The organism is Priestia sp. SIMBA_032, from assembly GCF_046535215.1.
Classification (GTDB): Bacteria; Bacillota; Bacilli; order Bacillales; family Bacillaceae_H; genus Priestia; species Priestia aryabhattai.
On sequence record NZ_JAWRXD010000043.1, the window covers coordinates 1 to 17,029 of the forward strand.

General features: G+C 34.4%; 20 protein-coding genes. 7 read left to right on the plus strand and 13 right to left on the minus strand.

Annotated features, from left to right (window positions below; translation table 11 throughout):
* The first annotated feature begins 186 nt into the window (after nucleotides 1–186).
* Entirely contained in the window at nucleotides 187–390 is a 204-nt protein-coding gene (locus SB717_RS32325; protein ID WP_047934552.1) for a cold-shock protein, read from the plus strand.
* Between the two features lie 285 nt (nucleotides 391–675).
* Here SB717_RS32325 and SB717_RS32330 read toward each other — a convergent pair whose 3' ends face one another.
* Nucleotides 676–879 (minus strand): cold-inducible protein YdjO-related protein, encoded by a 204-nt coding sequence (locus SB717_RS32330; RefSeq protein ID WP_410906819.1) that lies wholly within the window; start codon nucleotides 877–879, stop codon nucleotides 676–678.
* 284 nt (nucleotides 880–1,163) lie between these two features.
* Between SB717_RS32330 and cshA the strand changes: the two genes are divergently transcribed.
* Nucleotides 1,164–2,564 carry a degradosome RNA helicase CshA gene (cshA, locus tag SB717_RS32335; protein ID WP_410906821.1) on the plus strand — a complete coding sequence of 467 codons (1,401 nt, stop codon included), beginning with the start codon at nucleotides 1,164–1,166 and terminating at the stop codon, nucleotides 2,562–2,564.
* Nucleotides 2,565–2,787: 223 nt separating this feature from the next.
* Nucleotides 2,788–2,958 carry a hypothetical protein gene (locus SB717_RS32340; RefSeq protein WP_410906823.1) on the plus strand — a complete coding sequence of 57 codons (171 nt, stop codon included), beginning with the start codon at nucleotides 2,788–2,790 and terminating at the stop codon, nucleotides 2,956–2,958.
* An 86-nt stretch (nucleotides 2,959–3,044) separates the two neighbouring features.
* On the opposite strand, the gene SB717_RS32345 is transcribed toward SB717_RS32340, so the two are convergent.
* The 7 genes from SB717_RS32345 to SB717_RS32375 all read right to left on the minus strand — a co-directional run bounded on the left by SB717_RS32345 (nucleotide 3,045) and on the right by SB717_RS32375 (nucleotide 6,390).
* Entirely contained in the window at nucleotides 3,045–3,245 is a 201-nt protein-coding gene (locus SB717_RS32345) for a cold-shock protein (protein ID WP_013083582.1), read from the minus strand.
* Between the two features lie 718 nt (nucleotides 3,246–3,963).
* The gene (locus SB717_RS32350) at nucleotides 3,964–4,170 is read right to left on the minus strand and encodes a hypothetical protein (protein WP_410906825.1); all 207 of its coding nucleotides are present in this window, start codon (nucleotides 4,168–4,170) and stop codon (nucleotides 3,964–3,966) included.
* Between the two features lie 47 nt (nucleotides 4,171–4,217).
* On the minus strand, nucleotides 4,218–4,505 hold the full coding sequence (locus SB717_RS32355; RefSeq protein ID WP_410906827.1) for a hypothetical protein: 288 nt from the start codon (nucleotides 4,503–4,505) through the stop codon (nucleotides 4,218–4,220).
* A 276-nt stretch (nucleotides 4,506–4,781) separates the two neighbouring features.
* Entirely contained in the window at nucleotides 4,782–5,096 is a 315-nt protein-coding gene (locus SB717_RS32360; protein WP_410906829.1) for a hypothetical protein, read from the minus strand.
* Between the two features lie 377 nt (nucleotides 5,097–5,473).
* Nucleotides 5,474–5,623: a phosphoesterase gene (locus tag SB717_RS32365; protein ID WP_211079381.1), complete on the minus strand. Its 150-nt coding sequence runs from the start codon at nucleotides 5,621–5,623 to the stop codon at nucleotides 5,474–5,476.
* Nucleotides 5,624–5,749: 126 nt separating this feature from the next.
* The gene (locus SB717_RS32370; RefSeq protein WP_025751503.1) at nucleotides 5,750–5,929 is read right to left on the minus strand and encodes a hypothetical protein; all 180 of its coding nucleotides are present in this window, start codon (nucleotides 5,927–5,929) and stop codon (nucleotides 5,750–5,752) included.
* 239 nt (nucleotides 5,930–6,168) lie between these two features.
* Nucleotides 6,169–6,390 (minus strand): hypothetical protein, encoded by a 222-nt coding sequence (locus SB717_RS32375; RefSeq protein WP_410906831.1) that lies wholly within the window; start codon nucleotides 6,388–6,390, stop codon nucleotides 6,169–6,171.
* A gap of 35 nt (nucleotides 6,391–6,425) precedes the next feature.
* Between SB717_RS32375 and SB717_RS32380 the strand changes: the two genes are divergently transcribed.
* Complete coding sequence (locus SB717_RS32380) at nucleotides 6,426–7,319, plus strand: sigma-70 family RNA polymerase sigma factor (protein ID WP_410906833.1); 894 nt, start codon at nucleotides 6,426–6,428, stop codon at nucleotides 7,317–7,319.
* Nucleotides 7,320–7,789: 470 nt separating this feature from the next.
* The gene (locus tag SB717_RS32385) at nucleotides 7,790–8,434 is read left to right on the plus strand and encodes a DUF7010 family protein (RefSeq protein ID WP_410906835.1); all 645 of its coding nucleotides are present in this window, start codon (nucleotides 7,790–7,792) and stop codon (nucleotides 8,432–8,434) included.
* 181 nt (nucleotides 8,435–8,615) lie between these two features.
* Here SB717_RS32385 and SB717_RS32390 read toward each other — a convergent pair whose 3' ends face one another.
* Nucleotides 8,616–9,632 carry a DUF3231 family protein gene (locus tag SB717_RS32390; RefSeq protein ID WP_410906837.1) on the minus strand — a complete coding sequence of 339 codons (1,017 nt, stop codon included), beginning with the start codon at nucleotides 9,630–9,632 and terminating at the stop codon, nucleotides 8,616–8,618.
* A 261-nt stretch (nucleotides 9,633–9,893) separates the two neighbouring features.
* Between SB717_RS32390 and SB717_RS32395 the strand changes: the two genes are divergently transcribed.
* Nucleotides 9,894–10,565 (plus strand): HAD family hydrolase, encoded by a 672-nt coding sequence (locus tag SB717_RS32395; protein WP_410906839.1) that lies wholly within the window; start codon nucleotides 9,894–9,896, stop codon nucleotides 10,563–10,565.
* Nucleotides 10,566–10,943: 378 nt separating this feature from the next.
* On the opposite strand, the gene SB717_RS32400 is transcribed toward SB717_RS32395, so the two are convergent.
* Both SB717_RS32400 and SB717_RS32405 read right to left on the minus strand, forming a co-directional pair.
* Entirely contained in the window at nucleotides 10,944–12,554 is a 1,611-nt protein-coding gene (locus SB717_RS32400; protein WP_410906841.1) for an ABC transporter permease, read from the minus strand.
* A 9-nt stretch (nucleotides 12,555–12,563) separates the two neighbouring features.
* Entirely contained in the window at nucleotides 12,564–13,445 is an 882-nt protein-coding gene (locus tag SB717_RS32405) for an ABC transporter ATP-binding protein (protein WP_410906843.1), read from the minus strand.
* 183 nt (nucleotides 13,446–13,628) lie between these two features.
* On the opposite strand from SB717_RS32405, the gene SB717_RS32410 reads away from it, so the two are divergent.
* Nucleotides 13,629–14,213: a TetR/AcrR family transcriptional regulator gene (locus SB717_RS32410; RefSeq protein ID WP_410906845.1), complete on the plus strand. Its 585-nt coding sequence runs from the start codon at nucleotides 13,629–13,631 to the stop codon at nucleotides 14,211–14,213.
* Nucleotides 14,214–15,080: 867 nt separating this feature from the next.
* Here SB717_RS32410 and SB717_RS32415 read toward each other — a convergent pair.
* Both SB717_RS32415 and SB717_RS32420 read right to left on the minus strand, forming a co-directional pair.
* Nucleotides 15,081–15,248 carry a hypothetical protein gene (locus SB717_RS32415; protein WP_410906847.1) on the minus strand — a complete coding sequence of 56 codons (168 nt, stop codon included), beginning with the start codon at nucleotides 15,246–15,248 and terminating at the stop codon, nucleotides 15,081–15,083.
* Between the two features lie 259 nt (nucleotides 15,249–15,507).
* The gene (locus SB717_RS32420) at nucleotides 15,508–16,395 is read right to left on the minus strand and encodes a hypothetical protein (protein WP_410906849.1); all 888 of its coding nucleotides are present in this window, start codon (nucleotides 16,393–16,395) and stop codon (nucleotides 15,508–15,510) included.
* Nucleotides 16,396–17,029: the final 634 nt, after the last annotated feature.

Here is a 17,029-nt window from a genome sequence, read left to right on the forward strand (position 1 = left end):
GAAAGGGTCACTTTTCCTGTATTTGCTATATTCGGTTTTATATGTTACGATTAAGTTAATTATTTTTGTTCGGTGTAGGATTAAGAGAAGAGAAATCTCTTCCATAGAAATTTTCATCTTAAGATAGTATGGTTGGACAAGGGTAGTAATATAAGTGTGGAGTATTCCACACTAGGAGGCAATATTATGGAACAAGGTACAGTGAAATGGTTTAATGCAGACAAAGGCTTCGGTTTTATCGAAATTGAAGGCGGAGACGATGTATTCGTACATTTCAGCTCTATTCAAAGTGAAGGCTTTAAATCGTTAGACGAAGGTCAAAAAGTAACGTTTGATATCGAACAAGGTCAACGTGGAGCACAAGCTGCTAACGTTCATAAAGTAGCATAAATTAAAATGAGTAAAAAAGACTCCACCTGGGAGTCTTTTTTTACTTTTGATTCCATTAGCTAGCAAAAAACGTATTATATCTACTTTTAAAATCTCGTTATAATAGAAAAACCAGAGTTTTAAGTCTGGTTTCTAGATAAAACGAACGGTACAAGGTATGGACTAGTTATACCACATGTTGGAAATATAAAGCAAATATCGCATGTTTTTTTGGTAAGAAGTTTAATTTCAGTTAAAGAAGTGCCAGAAATTTTTTTAAGTATTTATCCAAAAGGCAGCCATAAATTATTTTTGATGGGGATTAGGTGACGCATCTAAAATTCGTTTTTCAGCTCTCATTTTATGGCCACATAAAGGACACTTTTGATGATTTTCATAAGAGAAGTTTTTTCTCATCCAACCCTTACATTCTTCTGACTCACATTCCCAAATCATTGTTTGTTCTTTTGGTAAGGGTTCTTGATCTTTCTTCCTATGGTTATAATACATAACTACATCATCCCTCCTCCTAAGTAGTATACCTTTTAAAAAAGAAATAGTAGGAACCATATCTTTCTAAATTACATTACTCTTTACAGGTACTATAAGAATTTATAAATACACGTAAGCGCGGATAAAATAAGGCATGAGTTCGTCTTGTACAGATATGTTAGAACAAGATATTCGTGGATAGTAACACTGATTTACCATACACAGGAATGAATAAGCAGAATCTCTGGTTAAAGAGTACCTTTCTCATTTCTGAATTAAGTAAGAGAAGGAGCACGAAACAGTTGAAAAATTTTTCTGATTTCCATTTAAGTAAGGACATTGAAAAGGCCATTCATAACTTGGGTTTTGAAGAGGCTACACCGATTCAGGCTGAAGCTATTCCGATAGCTATGACGGGTAAAGATCTAATTGGGCAAGCTCAAACAGGTACTGGCAAGACAACAGCTTTTGGTATACCCCTTATAGAAAGAGTTGAGTTAGCTGAAGAAGCGATCCAGGGAGTTGTTCTAGCCCCAACACGTGAATTGGCAATTCAAGTAGCTGAGGAGTTAAATCGGATTGGACAAGTAAAAGGAGTTAAAACGTTACCGATTTATGGAGGGCAAGACATTAATCGTCAAATCAAGGCTCTTAAAAAAAGACCTCATATTATTTCAGCAACTCCTGGACGTCTTATGGACCATATGAAAAGAAGGACCATTCGTTTAAATAACATTCGTACAGCTGTTCTGGATGAAGCAGATGAGATGTTAAACATGGGTTTTATTGAAGATATCCAAACGATCCTTGGTGGCATCTCTTCTCCCCATCAAACCTTACTATTTTCAGCAACCATGTCCAAGCAAGTACAAAGTTTAGCGCAGAAATTTATGAACACTCCTGAACTCGTGCAGGTAAAAGCAAAGGAATTAACGGTAAAGAACATTGAACAACGTTATGTGGAAATTCCTGAGAATCGGAAATTTGATGTTCTTTGCAATCTTCTAGATCTTCAATCACCAGACCTTGCTATTGTGTTTGGACGTACAAAAAAACGTGTGGATGAGCTTGCTGAAGGGCTGAAAAAACGTGGGTATACAGCAGAAGGCATTCATGGAGATCTTACGCAATCAAAACGTGCTGATGTGATTCGTCAATTTAAGGAGCATACCATTGAGGTTATGGTCGCAACCGATGTTGCAGCAAGAGGACTTGATATTACAGGTGTCAGCCATGTCTACAATTTTGATATTCCTCAGGATCCTGAAAGCTATGTTCATCGTATTGGTCGAACAGGACGGGCAGGTACTAAGGGATTGGCCGTTACATTTATAACTCCGAGAGAACGTCATCACTTAAAAGTGATAGAAGATGTCACGAAAACCAGAATGTCTAGACAATCACCTCCTACTTCTAGTGAGGTAATGGCAGGACATCAGGAAGCAATCATTCACCGCGTTTTGACCGCCATCGAAAAGGGTGAGTTTGGGGAATATAAACCTATGGCGGAAAAGTTATTAGAAGAGATGGATTCTGTTACCCTATTGTCAGCTACTTTAAAGCTCTTAACAAAAGAATCGAATATGACTCCTGTCCAATTGACTGAAGTGGCACCACTTCGTAATAAAAAGGCAAGAGCAGAACGTAAGAGAGGTAGAGGTAGAAAAGAGACAGTGGGCCGTAAAAAAAATTATAGAAAATAATCTCTTGTTGTTTGAAAACCGTATGCTTTACTAGCAAGTATCGAGATTTATCATACTGTAAGGTGTCAAAAACCACTAACCTTTAATTCTTATGATTGTGGAGAACTAAAAAATACCGTACAAAAGAACTCGGCAAAAATAAAGAATCTTAGGAGATTTCAATTATCTCTAAAGAAATTAAAAGTAATAACTTTATTATTTCTGGTATTAGAGGGATGAAGATATGAGCCAAAGTATATTTACTAATGGAGAAGTAGTAGCTATAAGAGAATCTAATGAATTAGTGACAATTTTAAAAAGTCATTATGTAAAAAACATGAAAAAATACTCTTATACAGTCGATAAATATCCTGGTACTTTTTTCTTTGAAGAAGAATTAATGAAACATGAATAACAATTACTATTAAATGAGTTCTGGTAAAAAGGACTTTTAAAATAAAAACAGACTCTGAAGGTAGAGTCTGTTTTTAGGATGGTTTTTTATGCTTTACGTACATTTGTCGCTTGTGGGCCACGTTGCCCTTGTTCGATATCAAAAGTCACTTCTTGACCTTCATCTAAGGATTTAAAACCCTCCCCTTGAATAGCTGAGAAGTGAACAAACACATCTTCTCCACCTTCACGCTCAATAAATCCGAAACCTTTGTCAGCATTAAACCATTTCACTTTACCGTGTTCCATTTTTGTTGCCTCCTACAATATAGAAAATAAACCAGATTATAATTAAACCTAGCTTATTTATTATATTATCCGAATAAAGGCACTTTAAACTTAAATTAATTTGCTCTTTCTAATGTTCACTCATTAATCTTGAGATTTTATATATTGAGTATGAAATTGAAGATATTATCACCTTTGAGGCCATACCTAATTACCAAAAAAGGATCTAAAAAAAACCTTTTTGGTGCCTAGAAAATCCATTATGTAAAATAAAAAGGTCAAATAATACGATTATTTGGCCTCAGCAGAAAATGAGCAAAACATGCTGCATATAAAATGTTTTGTCTATATCACAAGAACGATGTCCTATAACCTTTGATACACACATGTATAGAAAATGACATATATCGTAGTCCTACTAACACATTGATCATAAAAGAAGCAGCGTTCCGTGTCTTTTTATCTCGGCATGCTGCTTCGTTATTACTATGAACTTATCTACAACTTTAATCTGCTAGTTATCATTTCTATTTCAATCTGGGCACTTAGAGGCAGGGATACTACGCCTATAGTTGTACTAGCAGGATATGGTGTAGAAAATTGTTGTACATATACCGATACTGCGTCCATTTATAAAAAAACTTCTAGACGTCGCTTAAGAAAGTAGTAATTCACTTAAGTTCACACATATTGCCCTGGTAAAAACACTTTAATCCAAAAAAGCATCCTGAAAGGATGCTTAAAAGTTAGCCTGTAAAGTTTCAATCTTTTTCTTAAGCTTTTGGCTTTCTTGCTCTAATTCAATGATTCTATCTTGAAGTTCTTTATTATCCCAGTTGTTTTCCAGCTCTTCAGATAATTCCATTCGCTTTTTATGGATTTCAATTCGTTGTTTAGCCATCTCTTCTACTTCTTTATTTAATTGGAATTGTTCGTATGGGTTCATATGTATTCCTCCTTTATTTTTACTTTCAACATAAACAGGCACTCCCTTTAAAATAAAGTCCAGTGAGTGTTTCCCACAAACATAGTGACAGCCCCGAACGCACTAGCAATAAAGCTAAAATTCCATACAGTTCGCATCCAAACTACCAAAAATCCATATGTCTTTCTAAAGGCTACTTCACGCATAAAGATAAGATAAAGGACTGTAAACCCATATACACCAAATGCTACCCATTGAAAAGTTTCTTGAATCTGAGGGGCTACTAAGGCAACTGCTACTAAAGCTACGGTGAAAATGAGGTTCACAACCATAAAAAAGCTTACAAAACGCACCACTTAAACCCTTTCTCATACAGTTTACCTGCATCTTGGTCTTCTTGTTTTAATTCTTCCATTATTCATTGCCCCTAGTATTTAATTTTTATCTATTATAGCACGCGATATTAGTTTCATTTTTAGATTGCTAGTATTAGTATATTCAAGCTTGGGAAATTAGCTACAATTATTTTAAAGTTTTTACATTACAACCCCATATCGTATTCAACTAAAAGCAGTCAATTATCTCCCATAAATAAAAGAGCAGTTTGCATTTGTGAACTGCTCTTTTAATGACTACTTAGACTGGACAATTGCTTCTTTAACATACACTTTGTAGTCAATAATTGCATCCTCCATTATGGGCAGTTCACCTTCGGAATTGATATATCCAGCTAATGGTTTGGTACTTGCCTCAAAATGAGGAAGCTTTTCATTAAGAAAAAGCTTAATAGTGTTTTCATCTAGTGATAACATGTCAACGATGTCTCCAGTACTTATTTCTTCTAAAGACAGTTCCTTTGCTGAAATGATATTTATAGTGCCCACACATACTAAGTCCACTACTTTAAAGCCTTTATCTAATAGCTCTTTCACTATATCTTTAGGCATCTAAAACCCTCCTTAATACTTACTAATTTTCGACATAAAAAGAGGGATTCCTTTAGAATAATTCTCAGAGAGTATGGCACATGAATATCTCCTATAGATCGATTGATAACTAATTATCTCTTTACAATAAAGAATATTTTTATTTACTTAAGATATTTTACGCTCTCAAAATCTACGTGTATTTCAAAAGGTGCATGAAAAATAATATAATCACTTTTTATGATAAATGTACACATATTATAAAGTGGAAGGGTAAATATATGAATAAAAAATAAGATAAGCGACCTTACTGTTCGAATTAGGATACATAAATCGCTTATTATTGTTTCCATATAAAGTCTTCCTGTTAGTGGGTTAATTATATTACAGAGGGTGTTCTATGAGATACTTCGAAGCTGTTTAGTTAATCGTAAGAGGGTTTCTTTATCTTTATTCTTTGAAGCATGTTCCATTTGCACCAAAATTTCTGTTTTTTGAACGTCACGTAGATTTTTCATTGATAAAAGTTGATTAAATGTAGAATTCATTTCTTTTATCTCTCCTATCTTTGTGCAAACGTTTTTCTTTATATTCCATACCCATCATTCTTTTCCCTTTAAAAGTTTTCCATATTTAATAAAAAAACTCAGTCAAAAAGACTGAGTTTCTGCTTATTATATGCTATTTACACCACTTTCTACCATAGCATGTTCCCAGCTAGGGAAAAAATAAAGTGCATTTTTCATTAGTTTTGGGTGTGTTTGCTTTACTTTTTTCTTTTTTAGAGATTGTCCATTTGTTCCTAAGTACTGGATTTGGGCTTTGACTTCTTCGACCGTCATATCGGCTTGCATAAGATCACTCCCTTTATCAAGTTGACCCTATTATTCCCTTCTTTTAGATAGGTAAAACATATACTTCTAGAATTAGCTTATATTTATTTATATTTAATACAAATTATGAAGAACAACTACAACAAAGACTGCCCATTATGTATAAGCCTTCTACCAAGGATTCTTTCTCCGGAGTATGCAGCTTTTTATACATATGCTTGTCTCAGAAAATAGTCTTTATGAAGAAAAAATATATGTTATTATTTAACTACTAAAGAAACTTCCACTCTTTCTTTTTCTCTTATAATGATGATGTCCATAACTTCCGTGATGATCACGGCCTTTTCTATAATCATCACTACTGCTATAACTCTTAAAAGGTTTTGATTTTCCTCTCTTGTAATCACTACTAATCCATAAATATAAATATTATCAAAGGCGTTAGTACAGATTACTAACGTCCTTTTTACTGTCTTCTTCACTTTAAGATTTCTGCACGCACTGGAGGGAGATAACATTGAGTGAAAATCAAAAGCTATGGACCAAAGATGAAGATTTATTCCTTAAAAGACAATACGGACAGATGACCTTCCAAAGAATGGGTGAACACTTAAATCGTAGTAAAGAATCCGTTAATAAACGAATTATACGATTAAACCTCCGTAGTGAAGAAAATTGCTTACGTAAAAAATGGACAACGGAGCAAGATACTTTCTTAAAAGAAAACATTGCTATCATGAATAATCGGGAAATAGGAAATCATTTAGGTAAGAGTCCCTCTTCTATTGCTACTCGTATTAAAATATTAAAACTAACACGACGAGAAACACTGCGTAGATGGACGGAACAAGAGGATGAATACCTACTAAAGCATTATGGATCCAAATCTCTTAAACACATATCTATACAACTGCAGCGAAGTATACCAGCGTTAGAGTCTAGATTAAATCGCTTAGGTTTATATGGAGCAAAAGCCCATACCGGAAATATGACAGTATATGAACTAGCAAGTTGTCTTCAAATTGATGTTCATACTATCTATAAATGGATTCAAAAAAAAGAATTGCCTCATAAAATCACGAGGGCAAAAACACGAAAATTTGTAGGCATTGAAGTATCAGCCTTTTGGAAATGGGCTGAGCAGAATAAAAAGCTCCTTAATTTTTCTAAAATACTTACAAATACTCTTTTGCCAGAGCCGGATTGGGTAAGGAAACAACGGAAATATGATTATTATAATCGTCCAAAATATGAAAAGAAACAGTGGACGGAAGAAGAAGATGCTCGTCTATGGTATATGTTCTACGAGGAAGGTCGTACTCAACAAGAAATCGGTCAACTTATAGGACGATCAAGGTATGGGGTTCAACGAAGGTTAAACCGATTGCGAAAAAAGAAATTGCCCACTTAAAGGCTGTATCCTTTACTTATTTTAAACAATAGATATATTCATTCAATATTAAAATAAATCTTAAAAGCAAAAAGAATTTTTCTGCATGAATTTAAAAAGATATTTGTCATTTTATTTTTTAATAAACAAATATTTCTCTACAAATCCGTTATTTTATGACTATTCAGGAAATCGTAATTTATAAGATGCAAAGAGCCCTTGATAAAAGGGCTTTTTAGTTCCTGCAAGAGTAAACTTTGTATATTCTATACAACATAAAAAAAGAGAAAAACTACTGCTCCTGCACAGTAGTTTTCCTAGTCGTTGAAATATAGATGTTACGCTGATGCTCTATTGCATCCTGAGTAGTTTGCTCAATAAACAAATTTTTATTCATTATAGATAGTTTCAATAGAATAGGTTATAAAATTGGTTTATAAATTATAAACATAGGACAACTTAGATGGAAATAAAAAAGGAGGTTACAATATATGTCCCAAACTACTATTCCCAGAGCTGCTGTGCGTGGTACAGCTTCTGGAGTTATCTTCATGGCATTTTTCGGTACTCTTTGGGCAGGAATTGGAATTAGAGGAATGCAAGGGTGGGAATTTCCTGTATTTGTCACCCTATCTTTATTGATTGGAGTCGTATTATTTATCAGTGCATTTGCATTAATAAAGAGTTCTAGTCAATTATCTAATGAAGTAATTAAAGAGGATAGAGATTGTTGGAGAAAAAAGAATAGATGGTTCGGTATTATTTTTAGTTTAGAAGGTCTCTTGATTGCTATTGCTGCTTTTATTTGCGTATCTACTAATCAATTAAATTTGTTTGTTCCTGTTATGGCTCTTATTGTCGGTGCTCATTTTTTTCCTCTAGCATCCCTGTTTCAGGTTCCAATTTATTATATTACAGGGACACTTCTTTGCTTACTTGCAACTATTGTCATGTTAACTTTTCCTGTGAAAATAATAGTAAGCGATCATCAAATTATGGCATGGTGGGTATCTGTAGGTTTTGGCTCAGCTCTAATATTATGGGGAACTGGAGTAATAGTTTGCCTCAGAGGATTTAGGCTGCTTATTATGGCCCGGAATGGAGCTGAAAATAATAAAGTATCTACCCGATTATAATGTGCTTTTTGCTACCGGCAAAATTCATTATGTTAACTAGAAAGGAATAGTGTATACAACTTAAAAACAGAAAAGACCTACCTCTCATTAGACAAAAGAGGCAGGCTTTTTCTATACAGTAACCACAATGTTGTGTTGAAGCTTTGTCGCATCTTGAGTAGTTTGCTCTAAATAGATAGCTTTATTCTTTTTTCTTAGCTAATTGTTCCTTGTCTTTCGTTCCAGGTGGTTGTTCAAGCCATTTATGACGGATCATGATATCAACGCCACCTTTAGCATATTGGGCAATTTCAAACGATAATCTTTCATAATTCAAAAAAAGGTCGCTTCTTTGACTTGCTGCAGCTGCTGTTGCATAGTTTCCTGATCCTGCTGCAGTTAAAATGCTCATATGAAACATGGCAAGCTTATCCGAAAATGCTGGTATTGTTGAATCACTAATAGCAATATCTGATGATATAGGTGATTGTATATCATTATTAAGAAGAGCTTTAGTGAAAATTTGAATATGTTTTTCTGCAATTTTACTACCTCTTATCATCCAATCTTGAACATCCTTTCGAGGGGATGTTTGGGCAAATGCTAGTGAAAGCTTAGCGCCTATGAGGTTTGTTTGAATATTCATAAATAGATGGGAAATTTCCATCGAATTTAATGGCCGTTGTTTACTAAAAAAAGAGAAACCACTTAAATATTGTTTACTATCTACATAATCGGTTGTTGTTGGATAAGCTATATAGGGAGATCGAATGAATATTCCTTTTGAAAGTGCAACAATTGAACTTTGATTGAACAAAGCCGATACCTCTTGAAGGCCTGCTATAAAGTACGTTCGGATATCTTCTCGAGCACTCATTGAAACAAACCCACTGTAAGCTAACATGCCTGCTTTCGCCATGTGATTAATATATATGAGCATAAAAGAATCTGTAAAAAGATGTGGTGCATTTAAATTAACATCATGTCCCATAGTGAAAGCAGTTGGAATGGGTAATTTCTCTTGCTGAAAAATATTCGTCAGTTTTTCTAAATGTTTAAACGAAATGTCATATGCAAATTGAATAACTGGACGAATATCCTCATCTTCTATTTGTTTTAGAAAATAACTTAATATACATTTGGACATACTATCATTCATGTAACCAGTCCAAATAGAAGCTATTTCGGATGAGGTAAGTTGTGTGTGATGCTTAGTCATACATGGTTTCCTCCAAAAGAATAATTTTAGACATAAATATATTCTTTACGGAAACCAGTATATTATGAGTCAGGGTCTTCACCCCTGACTTTTTCGCTGTTAATTAGCTAGTATATTCGCAAAGGTGTATTTTTTCTTTTAAAACCAAAGACGCAGTTTTTGATTACCTATAATAATGGTTATGTAAACTAGTTTTGCATATCCTATTCATTTTTCATGATAGAATTAAATTGTTCATTTATGGAAATGGAGGTAAAAATAATGATTAAAGCTGTAGTTTTTGATTTAGACGGAACTTTGCTAGACAGGGATAGTTCTCTTAAACTTTTTATTGAGGATCAATATAAAAGATATAGTGATAAGTTAGGGCATATTCCTCAAAAAGAATACATATCAAGATTTATTGAGTTAGATAATAAGGGCTATGTATGGAAAGATAAAGTATATCAGCAATTACTTAGTGAATACTCTGTTTCTAACTTAACCTGGGAGCACATGTTAGATGACTACCTTAGTCATTTTCCAAACCATTGTATTCCGTTTGCAAATATGGAATATGTATTAAAGGAACTTAAGAATAGAGGTATTTTACTTGGTATGGTAACCAATGGATTTACCGATTTCCAATGGGCGAATATTAAAGCTTTAGGTATTAATGAACACATAGATACAATACTTGTTTCTGAGCAAGAAGGTATTAAAAAGCCACAAATAGATATTTTCTTAAGAGTGTTAAAAAGGCTCAATGTTAAAGCAGAAGAGACCGTGTATGTAGGAGATCATCCAGAAAATGATGTCTTAGGGGCACGTAATGCTGGTATGCACGCAATATGGAAAAAGGATGTTTTTTGGGGACAGAATTTTACTGATGAGCATGCAGTTGATGATTTAAAAGAATTGCTTTCATCAATTGATATATTTCAAAAAGTTTAATTATAGATGAAAAGAGTCCTTATGGAATAAGGGCTCTTTTTGTTATTTTGGTAACTCATATTATGGTAACTAAAATTGAATATGACATAAAGTCTATAAAGATTAATTATTTTTTATACGTACAAAAATGTCTATTTTTAAGATTAAATAGACATTTCGCCATTGATTTTTTCGGCGTCTAAAAAGGTGTACCTTTTTGAATTATTGTATTGTCGACAAATAGATATGTTCTTCATTATATAGCCATAAAAAAACGGACCTCTAGAGTTGCTTCTAAGGCCCGTTTCTTGCTTGAGGATACATTTAGATATCCCTAAAATCTTTAATTTTTTGCAAACGATCACTTTTTCAGTGGTTTCGTTAAAACCCTTTTCTTTTTTACTCACTTACTAAATCCCGTTTTTTATAGCCAATGAAACCAATAACCATTATGAAGAGAGCCAATAATTTGATGAAGATGATGGCTCCCCATTTCCATTCTTCAATTGGAATTTTTGGAATATAGCTAAATACATCTAGGTTGGTTACGAATTCTGGAATCTCCATCATTTGCCCAAAATAACTGATAAAGAAAGCAAATATTAGATAAGCCCAAATAATCATCGTAAAGCGCGGCAACCAACCAATTAGGACAGACAAAATGCCGATAAAGAAGAAAATCGCAGGTATCCACACAATCCCAGCCTTAGTAATTTCCCAGAAACTTAACGGTGTTTCCATGACACTTCGTTGGGTCAAATAGAGCCCTAATATTGCAGAAAATTGTCCAACCACTCCTAGTATGGAAGCTATTATCATATGGTACCAGTAAAATTTGGTGCGACTTAATTTAGTGGCATAAAGCTGATCCCAGCGCCCTTTCTTTTCTTCGTTTACGAGCCTCATGAGACTTCCTACAATAAAAATCGTAGTCAATAGAGATAAAATCACGAAGAGAACGCTCATAAATTGTTCTTGTATGGTGTAATCTGAATTATGAAGGAACATTTGCTTCATGATCTCATTTTCACTTGCAAAATCATCCATATCTCCAAAAATGGACCCATACATAGCTCCACATATAAAGAGGGCAAAGAGCCAGCCAATAATAAATATTTTTTGCAGTCGTAATACAAGGCCAGGAAGACTCAACATACGTTCTTTTGCATGGGCATGACCAGCGCGTTCTAGTAAATATCCAGCTCCCATATCTCGAACCTGTTCCAAAAGATAAGAAACTGCAATGAAAACGATACTGGCAACAAAAGCAATGACGATTGGAAGCCAGCTATCACTAATGTAAACATTTACTAGATAACTCCACCCTAACGGGTTGAACCAAGAACCATCTGGTGCTTTCATATCTGTTACCATTCGAAGAATATAAAAAAAGCCGAGAGTAAAGAAGCTCAGTCCCCTTGCACTTCCAGCTCCAGCAGCTAATTGGGCAAATATGAGTGCAATCATCGCCCATAAGAACCCTTGCATACCTAATGAAGAGGAATATAATAAGTTACTATGAAAATCCATTCCAGGTACACCTTGGACTTGTAGCAAGCCTGTAGAAAGAACACTTATGACCAAATGTAAAAGAAACATTTCGATAACGACTGCTGTCGTGTTGGCCAGTCGACCAACTTGAAAGGAACGAATAAGCTCTGTTGTTCCCTCATCCTCTTCTTTTCTTGTTCGACTTATTACATGCATAATCGATACAATGGCAAATACGAGCGACGTAAAGAGGATCATTTCATGTGCGTACATTGCTCCCACTGTATACGTTTCGGCAGTAGCTGATGTTGGTCCAAGCATGGCAATCATTGCTGGATTCTTTAAGGTTTCATACATAGCCATCAATCCAGCAGGGTCTTTTTCATAGATTTTATACATTGCACTCGCAAAGCCGCCTGTGAAAAGACTTAAGGCCACTGCCCAAATGAGAAGCTTTAACCAATCTCTACGTAATGTATGAAGAAAGAGCATTCCAGTCATATTAAAGCGATTTTTCATTTTTCTCACCTACTTTTCAGTGTAATGACGCATAAACAACGCTTCAAGAGTCGACGGTACACTCTCGAGCTTTGTTACATGGTAAGGAATGATTGCTTCTAGAATAGACTCAATTTGATCACTATCGGCTTGGAAAACAGCTTCTTTACCATTGGTCACTAGGTCATGCACACCCCTCACCTGTTTTAATCCAATCGGTACGTCACGAGTCGTAACCTTGTATTGATATTGGGTTAAATGTCTTAATTCATCTAATGTTCCGGTTTCAATTACTTCTCCTTGACGAATAATCGCTACGCGGTCACATAAGCGCTCTACCTCGCTTAAGATGTGGCTGGAAAGAAGGATGGACTTTCCTTGATTCTTTAAATTTTCTACTTGCTCTTGAAAGACAGCTTCCATTAGAGGGTCAAGACCACTAGTTGGTTCATCAAAAATATAAAGTTCTGCATCACTAGCAAACGCGGCAATAAGGGCAACTTTTTGACGATTTCCTTTTGAATAAGTCCGTGCTTTTTTCTTAGGATCCAGTTGGAATTTTTGAATTAATTCGTCGCGTCGTGCATCGTTTTTCGTTCCCTGCAGTCGCATAAAAACATCAATAATTTCTCCGCCTGTTAAATTTGGCCAAAGATTTACATCGCCAGGAACGTAGGCAAGTCGTTTATGGATTTCAATCGAATCTTTCCAGACATCCTTCCCGAAGATTTTGGCTGTTCCTCCACTAGATTTTATAATGCCCAGAAGGATGCGGATGGTCGTCGATTTTCCGGCTCCATTTGGTCCTATAAAACCTAATACTTCGCCTCTTTTTAATTCCATCGTTACATTTTTTAAGGCGGGGGTTGATTTATATTTTTTTTGTAGCCCCTTAATTTCTGCTATAACCATTCGTCTCATCTCCTATTCTGCCGGATTAATTTTTTACTAAAAACACGTTTACAGTTCATAATATACGCTCATATCTATATTAATTCAAATTATTTTTTACTAAAATGTTTGAATTAGTTCAAAAAATGAAATACTATATATATGTAGAAAGTAATTGAAAAACGGAAAAAATGTGGTGAGAAGATGACGAAAAAAAATGGCTTTGATCTAAGACGTGAAAAGAAAATGAAAATTATTGAAGAAGCTACGCTTGAATTGCTGAATCACAAGGACATTTCAAATATAACCATGGACGAGATTGCAAAAAGGGCGGGTGTGAGTAAAGTAACCTTATTTAATTATTACAATACAAAAGATAATTTAATAAATACCGCGTTACAGAATTCATTTGCCTCTATTCATAAAGAATACGAACGATTGATTGAAAGTGATTTATCTTTTGAGCAAACGTATATGGAACTCACGCAATATAAAATGAAAAAAATCCAAAGTACGACATCAATGTTTTTTCATAATGTAATGCAGCAATTTGCAAGTGAACAGACTTTTTTTGATAAGGATGCACAAGAAACAAATGATCGATTAGTTTTAAGAATGTTTCAAAAAGGGCGTAAAGAAGGGAAAATTAATCCCGCATATTCTGATGAGGTTTTATTAATGTTTATGCATATTTTCACAGAGGGACTGAAGAGTCAAGCGATTAATAGTGATAATTTGATAAAATATAGCCCTCAAATCACTCAAATGTTTATGAACGGGTTGCGTTAAAGTAAACTCGACAAATCGAACAAATTATTCGATATATGTGTTAAAGGTTTAGGACAAATATAATAACTATTGCTGCTTGTTTAGCTAAAGGGTGCTTTAGTTCAATAAGACATATAGATGAGATTTTCCACAGTCGAGTGCGATTGCTGAATAATGAGCAGTCGCTTTTTTACTGGTTGGATCCGAATAGTTTTATAAATAATTGGATGTGCAAAATAAATATAAAAGGATGGAAAAGATGTTATTATCACTTATGAAACCTACAAAGATGATGTGGTTTCTATCGATTTGGAGTGTGATAATACTTGTTTTTAATTCATTTATGTGAACCTTGTAATTTTGAGGCAATAACAACTCAACTAGATCCAAAATATAAATGTCCTAAGTGTGGGCTATTGACCGAAGATAGATGGATTGATGAAGAAAAGGAATATGAATCGTGAGTTTTAAGGGAGAGTATTAATGCTCTCCCATTTTAAAACATAAGAGAGGTTTATAGTGATTACACCACCTTGTCCTTATTGTGAGAGTATTGTTAATCCACCAATTATTAAGGATGATTTAACCCATTGTGAGTTCTGTAATGATTATATACATTGCTCGCAAGGTGGAAAGGGAAAAAGTCTTTATACTATTTGGTCGATTATGAATTTATGAATATAGATCCTCTATACCCCAAAAAACTTCGCCATGTTTTACTTGCTACTTCTTCCCCCCTTCTACCATCGTAGTATGGAAAAAGAGGACTTTTCATTCCTTCTCTTGCTCTCAAACTTTTGCTTTTTTTAACGTTCCATTTCCTGTGTTGTACTCCGTTTTTTAAAAATGTGCTCCACTATTCCGTGCAAAAAATTTTGTAAATCTATTTTATGATTTCTCTTTTCTTTCTTTGTCATAATCCTTTCTCTCTCTCAGTACCTCCCTCCTTTCTAAACTGACTTTTAAAGAAAGCCTGGCAAGAAATCTTTTTTTCTTTTCAATTTCATCTATTTTTTTAACCACAATTGGATCAATATTTTCCGAGAACAAATCCATAATATTTATTCCTTTCCTGTAGATTGTGGTTCCCTACTACAAAAGAGAGAAGAGCATAAGGGGTTTTTGCTATCACAGGGTGTGATAGGCTAGGCAGAGCCTAGCAAAACCGTGATATCAAAGAAAGTCGCTTAATGTCCCCCTTTACGTCCCCTTTTTTTGGTGTACGTCCCTTTTACGTCCCCCTTTAAAACCTCAATGTCCCCTTTATGTCCCCCTGTTTTGGAGCCATGTCCCCTTTGCGTCCCCCTGTGTTTTTTCACTTCATGGCTAAATCTTGTTGCTTTTCATTCAATTTTTGAAGCTTTTCTTGTAAACTTTTTTGTTCATCTTTATAGAGCTGAATGCTTGCATCACTCGATTGAATGGCATCCTTTTTCATCGCAATTTTTGATTCAGTATCGGCTTTTTCCTCATTCACTTGGTACTTCATATCACCTTGTAACTCGTTCATTTCTTGTTGCGTTTGATATTTATGTTTAGCTTCTACCTTAATTGCTTTTTCATAGTTTTTCATTTTCTTTTTGACAAAATCTTTTTCTAAGTCATTGACTAAAAGCGCATAATCTTGTTTACTTTTGGTTCCTTTTCCTTCTTCACTTTTCGTTTTTCGTTGGTCAGAATAGAGTGTCGTAATTAACGCATGGGTGTCTATTTCCTCTGTTGAATCTGTTTCTGAATCACTCGTTACATCATCCACGTTTATCGTTTCTTTTTCTTCATTTTCTTGATACAAATCAAAGGCAAGTGCTTCCCAATTTGTAGACAAATTTCTCACCCTTACCACATGATAGCCATCATCTTCATACAACAATTGAACAGGTAATTTTGCGCTTGGATTCGCTTTTTCTTGTGCAACAAAACTTACTTCCTCTTCATCGGTTTGATCCATTTTGATGATCATATCCAGTGAGCCGTTAGCCGGATGATACACACGATTTTCAATGGTTATGGTTCCCGTTACGTTAGAAGAAACTGCCTCATAGGTTTTGGTATGATACAACGGATCTTCTGTTTTTAAGTAGAATTTTGATGTCAGTAAGGATAAAAACCTGATAAAGAAAAAGATTAAAACGGCTGTATACTTCCATAATCGATTGCAATTTAAATTAAACCGATAGTCTTCCAGTTTCTTTTTAAATGCCACCTGTTCCACCTCATTTCATGATTTCTGTTTTCAATTCTTCGATGCTATAAACCATCCATTTATTCTCTTCTTCTCGTAGAGAAACTTTAATAATGTCATGCGTCTGATCATCGACGTTTTCATATTTTAAAACAAAAAATAAAAGTTATTATTCTAACAATAAAAAAATACTAAAATTACAACTAACCTTACATCCAAAAATCACCTGATATAGATTTATAGTTAGTTTTTTAGCGTTAGTCAAACTTAAGTTTGACTTATCACTCACTTAATATAGTTTTTTAATAACACCTCCCCTTTAGTTAAACCCTAGTTAAACCTAACATTAATTAAACACAGATTTATAGTCAGATTTCCAAAGTTGAGTTGAAGTTAAGTTCAATTCAAAGTCACTTGCTACAGATTCACAGTTAGATTTCATCTCTTTAACCTTCTCCAATCCAAACTTAACAGTCACTTGCTACAGATTCACAGTTAGATTTCATCTCTTTAACCTTCTCCAATCCAAACTTAACAGTCACTTGCTACAGATTCACAGTTAGATTTCATCTCTTTAGCCTTCTCCAATCTAAACTTAACAGTCACTTGCTACAGATTTACAGTTAGATTTCATCTCTTTAGCCTTCTCCAATCT

Bases quoted from the DNA above. Each gene is read 5' to 3' on its own strand.
- SB717_RS32405 (WP_410906843.1), bottom strand. From the start codon at position 13,445: ATGGTTATAGCAGAAATTAAGGGGCTACAAAAAAAATATAAATCAACC.
- SB717_RS32365 (WP_211079381.1), bottom strand. From the start codon at position 5,623: ATGAATTCTACATTTAATCAACTTTTATCAATGAAAAATCTACGTGAC.
- SB717_RS32385 (WP_410906835.1), top strand. From the start codon at position 7,790: ATGTCCCAAACTACTATTCCCAGAGCTGCTGTGCGTGGTACAGCTTCT.
- SB717_RS32370 (WP_025751503.1), bottom strand. From the start codon at position 5,929: ATGCAAGCCGATATGACGGTCGAAGAAGTCAAAGCCCAAATCCAGTAC.
- SB717_RS32390 (WP_410906837.1), bottom strand. From the start codon at position 9,632: ATGACTAAGCATCACACACAACTTACCTCATCCGAAATAGCTTCTATT.
- SB717_RS32340 (WP_410906823.1), top strand. From the start codon at position 2,788: ATGAGCCAAAGTATATTTACTAATGGAGAAGTAGTAGCTATAAGAGAA.
- SB717_RS32325 (WP_047934552.1), top strand. From the start codon at position 187: ATGGAACAAGGTACAGTGAAATGGTTTAATGCAGACAAAGGCTTCGGT.
- SB717_RS32345 (WP_013083582.1), bottom strand. From the start codon at position 3,245: ATGGAACACGGTAAAGTGAAATGGTTTAATGCTGACAAAGGTTTCGGA.
- SB717_RS32395 (WP_410906839.1), top strand. From the start codon at position 9,894: ATGATTAAAGCTGTAGTTTTTGATTTAGACGGAACTTTGCTAGACAGG.
- SB717_RS32330 (WP_410906819.1), bottom strand. From the start codon at position 879: ATGTATTATAACCATAGGAAGAAAGATCAAGAACCCTTACCAAAAGAA.
- SB717_RS32360 (WP_410906829.1), bottom strand. From the start codon at position 5,096: ATGCCTAAAGATATAGTGAAAGAGCTATTAGATAAAGGCTTTAAAGTA.
- SB717_RS32350 (WP_410906825.1), bottom strand. From the start codon at position 4,170: ATGAACCCATACGAACAATTCCAATTAAATAAAGAAGTAGAAGAGATG.
- SB717_RS32410 (WP_410906845.1), top strand. From the start codon at position 13,629: ATGACGAAAAAAAATGGCTTTGATCTAAGACGTGAAAAGAAAATGAAA.
- SB717_RS32415 (WP_410906847.1), bottom strand. From the start codon at position 15,248: ATGGATTTGTTCTCGGAAAATATTGATCCAATTGTGGTTAAAAAAATA.
- SB717_RS32400 (WP_410906841.1), bottom strand. From the start codon at position 12,554: ATGAAAAATCGCTTTAATATGACTGGAATGCTCTTTCTTCATACATTA.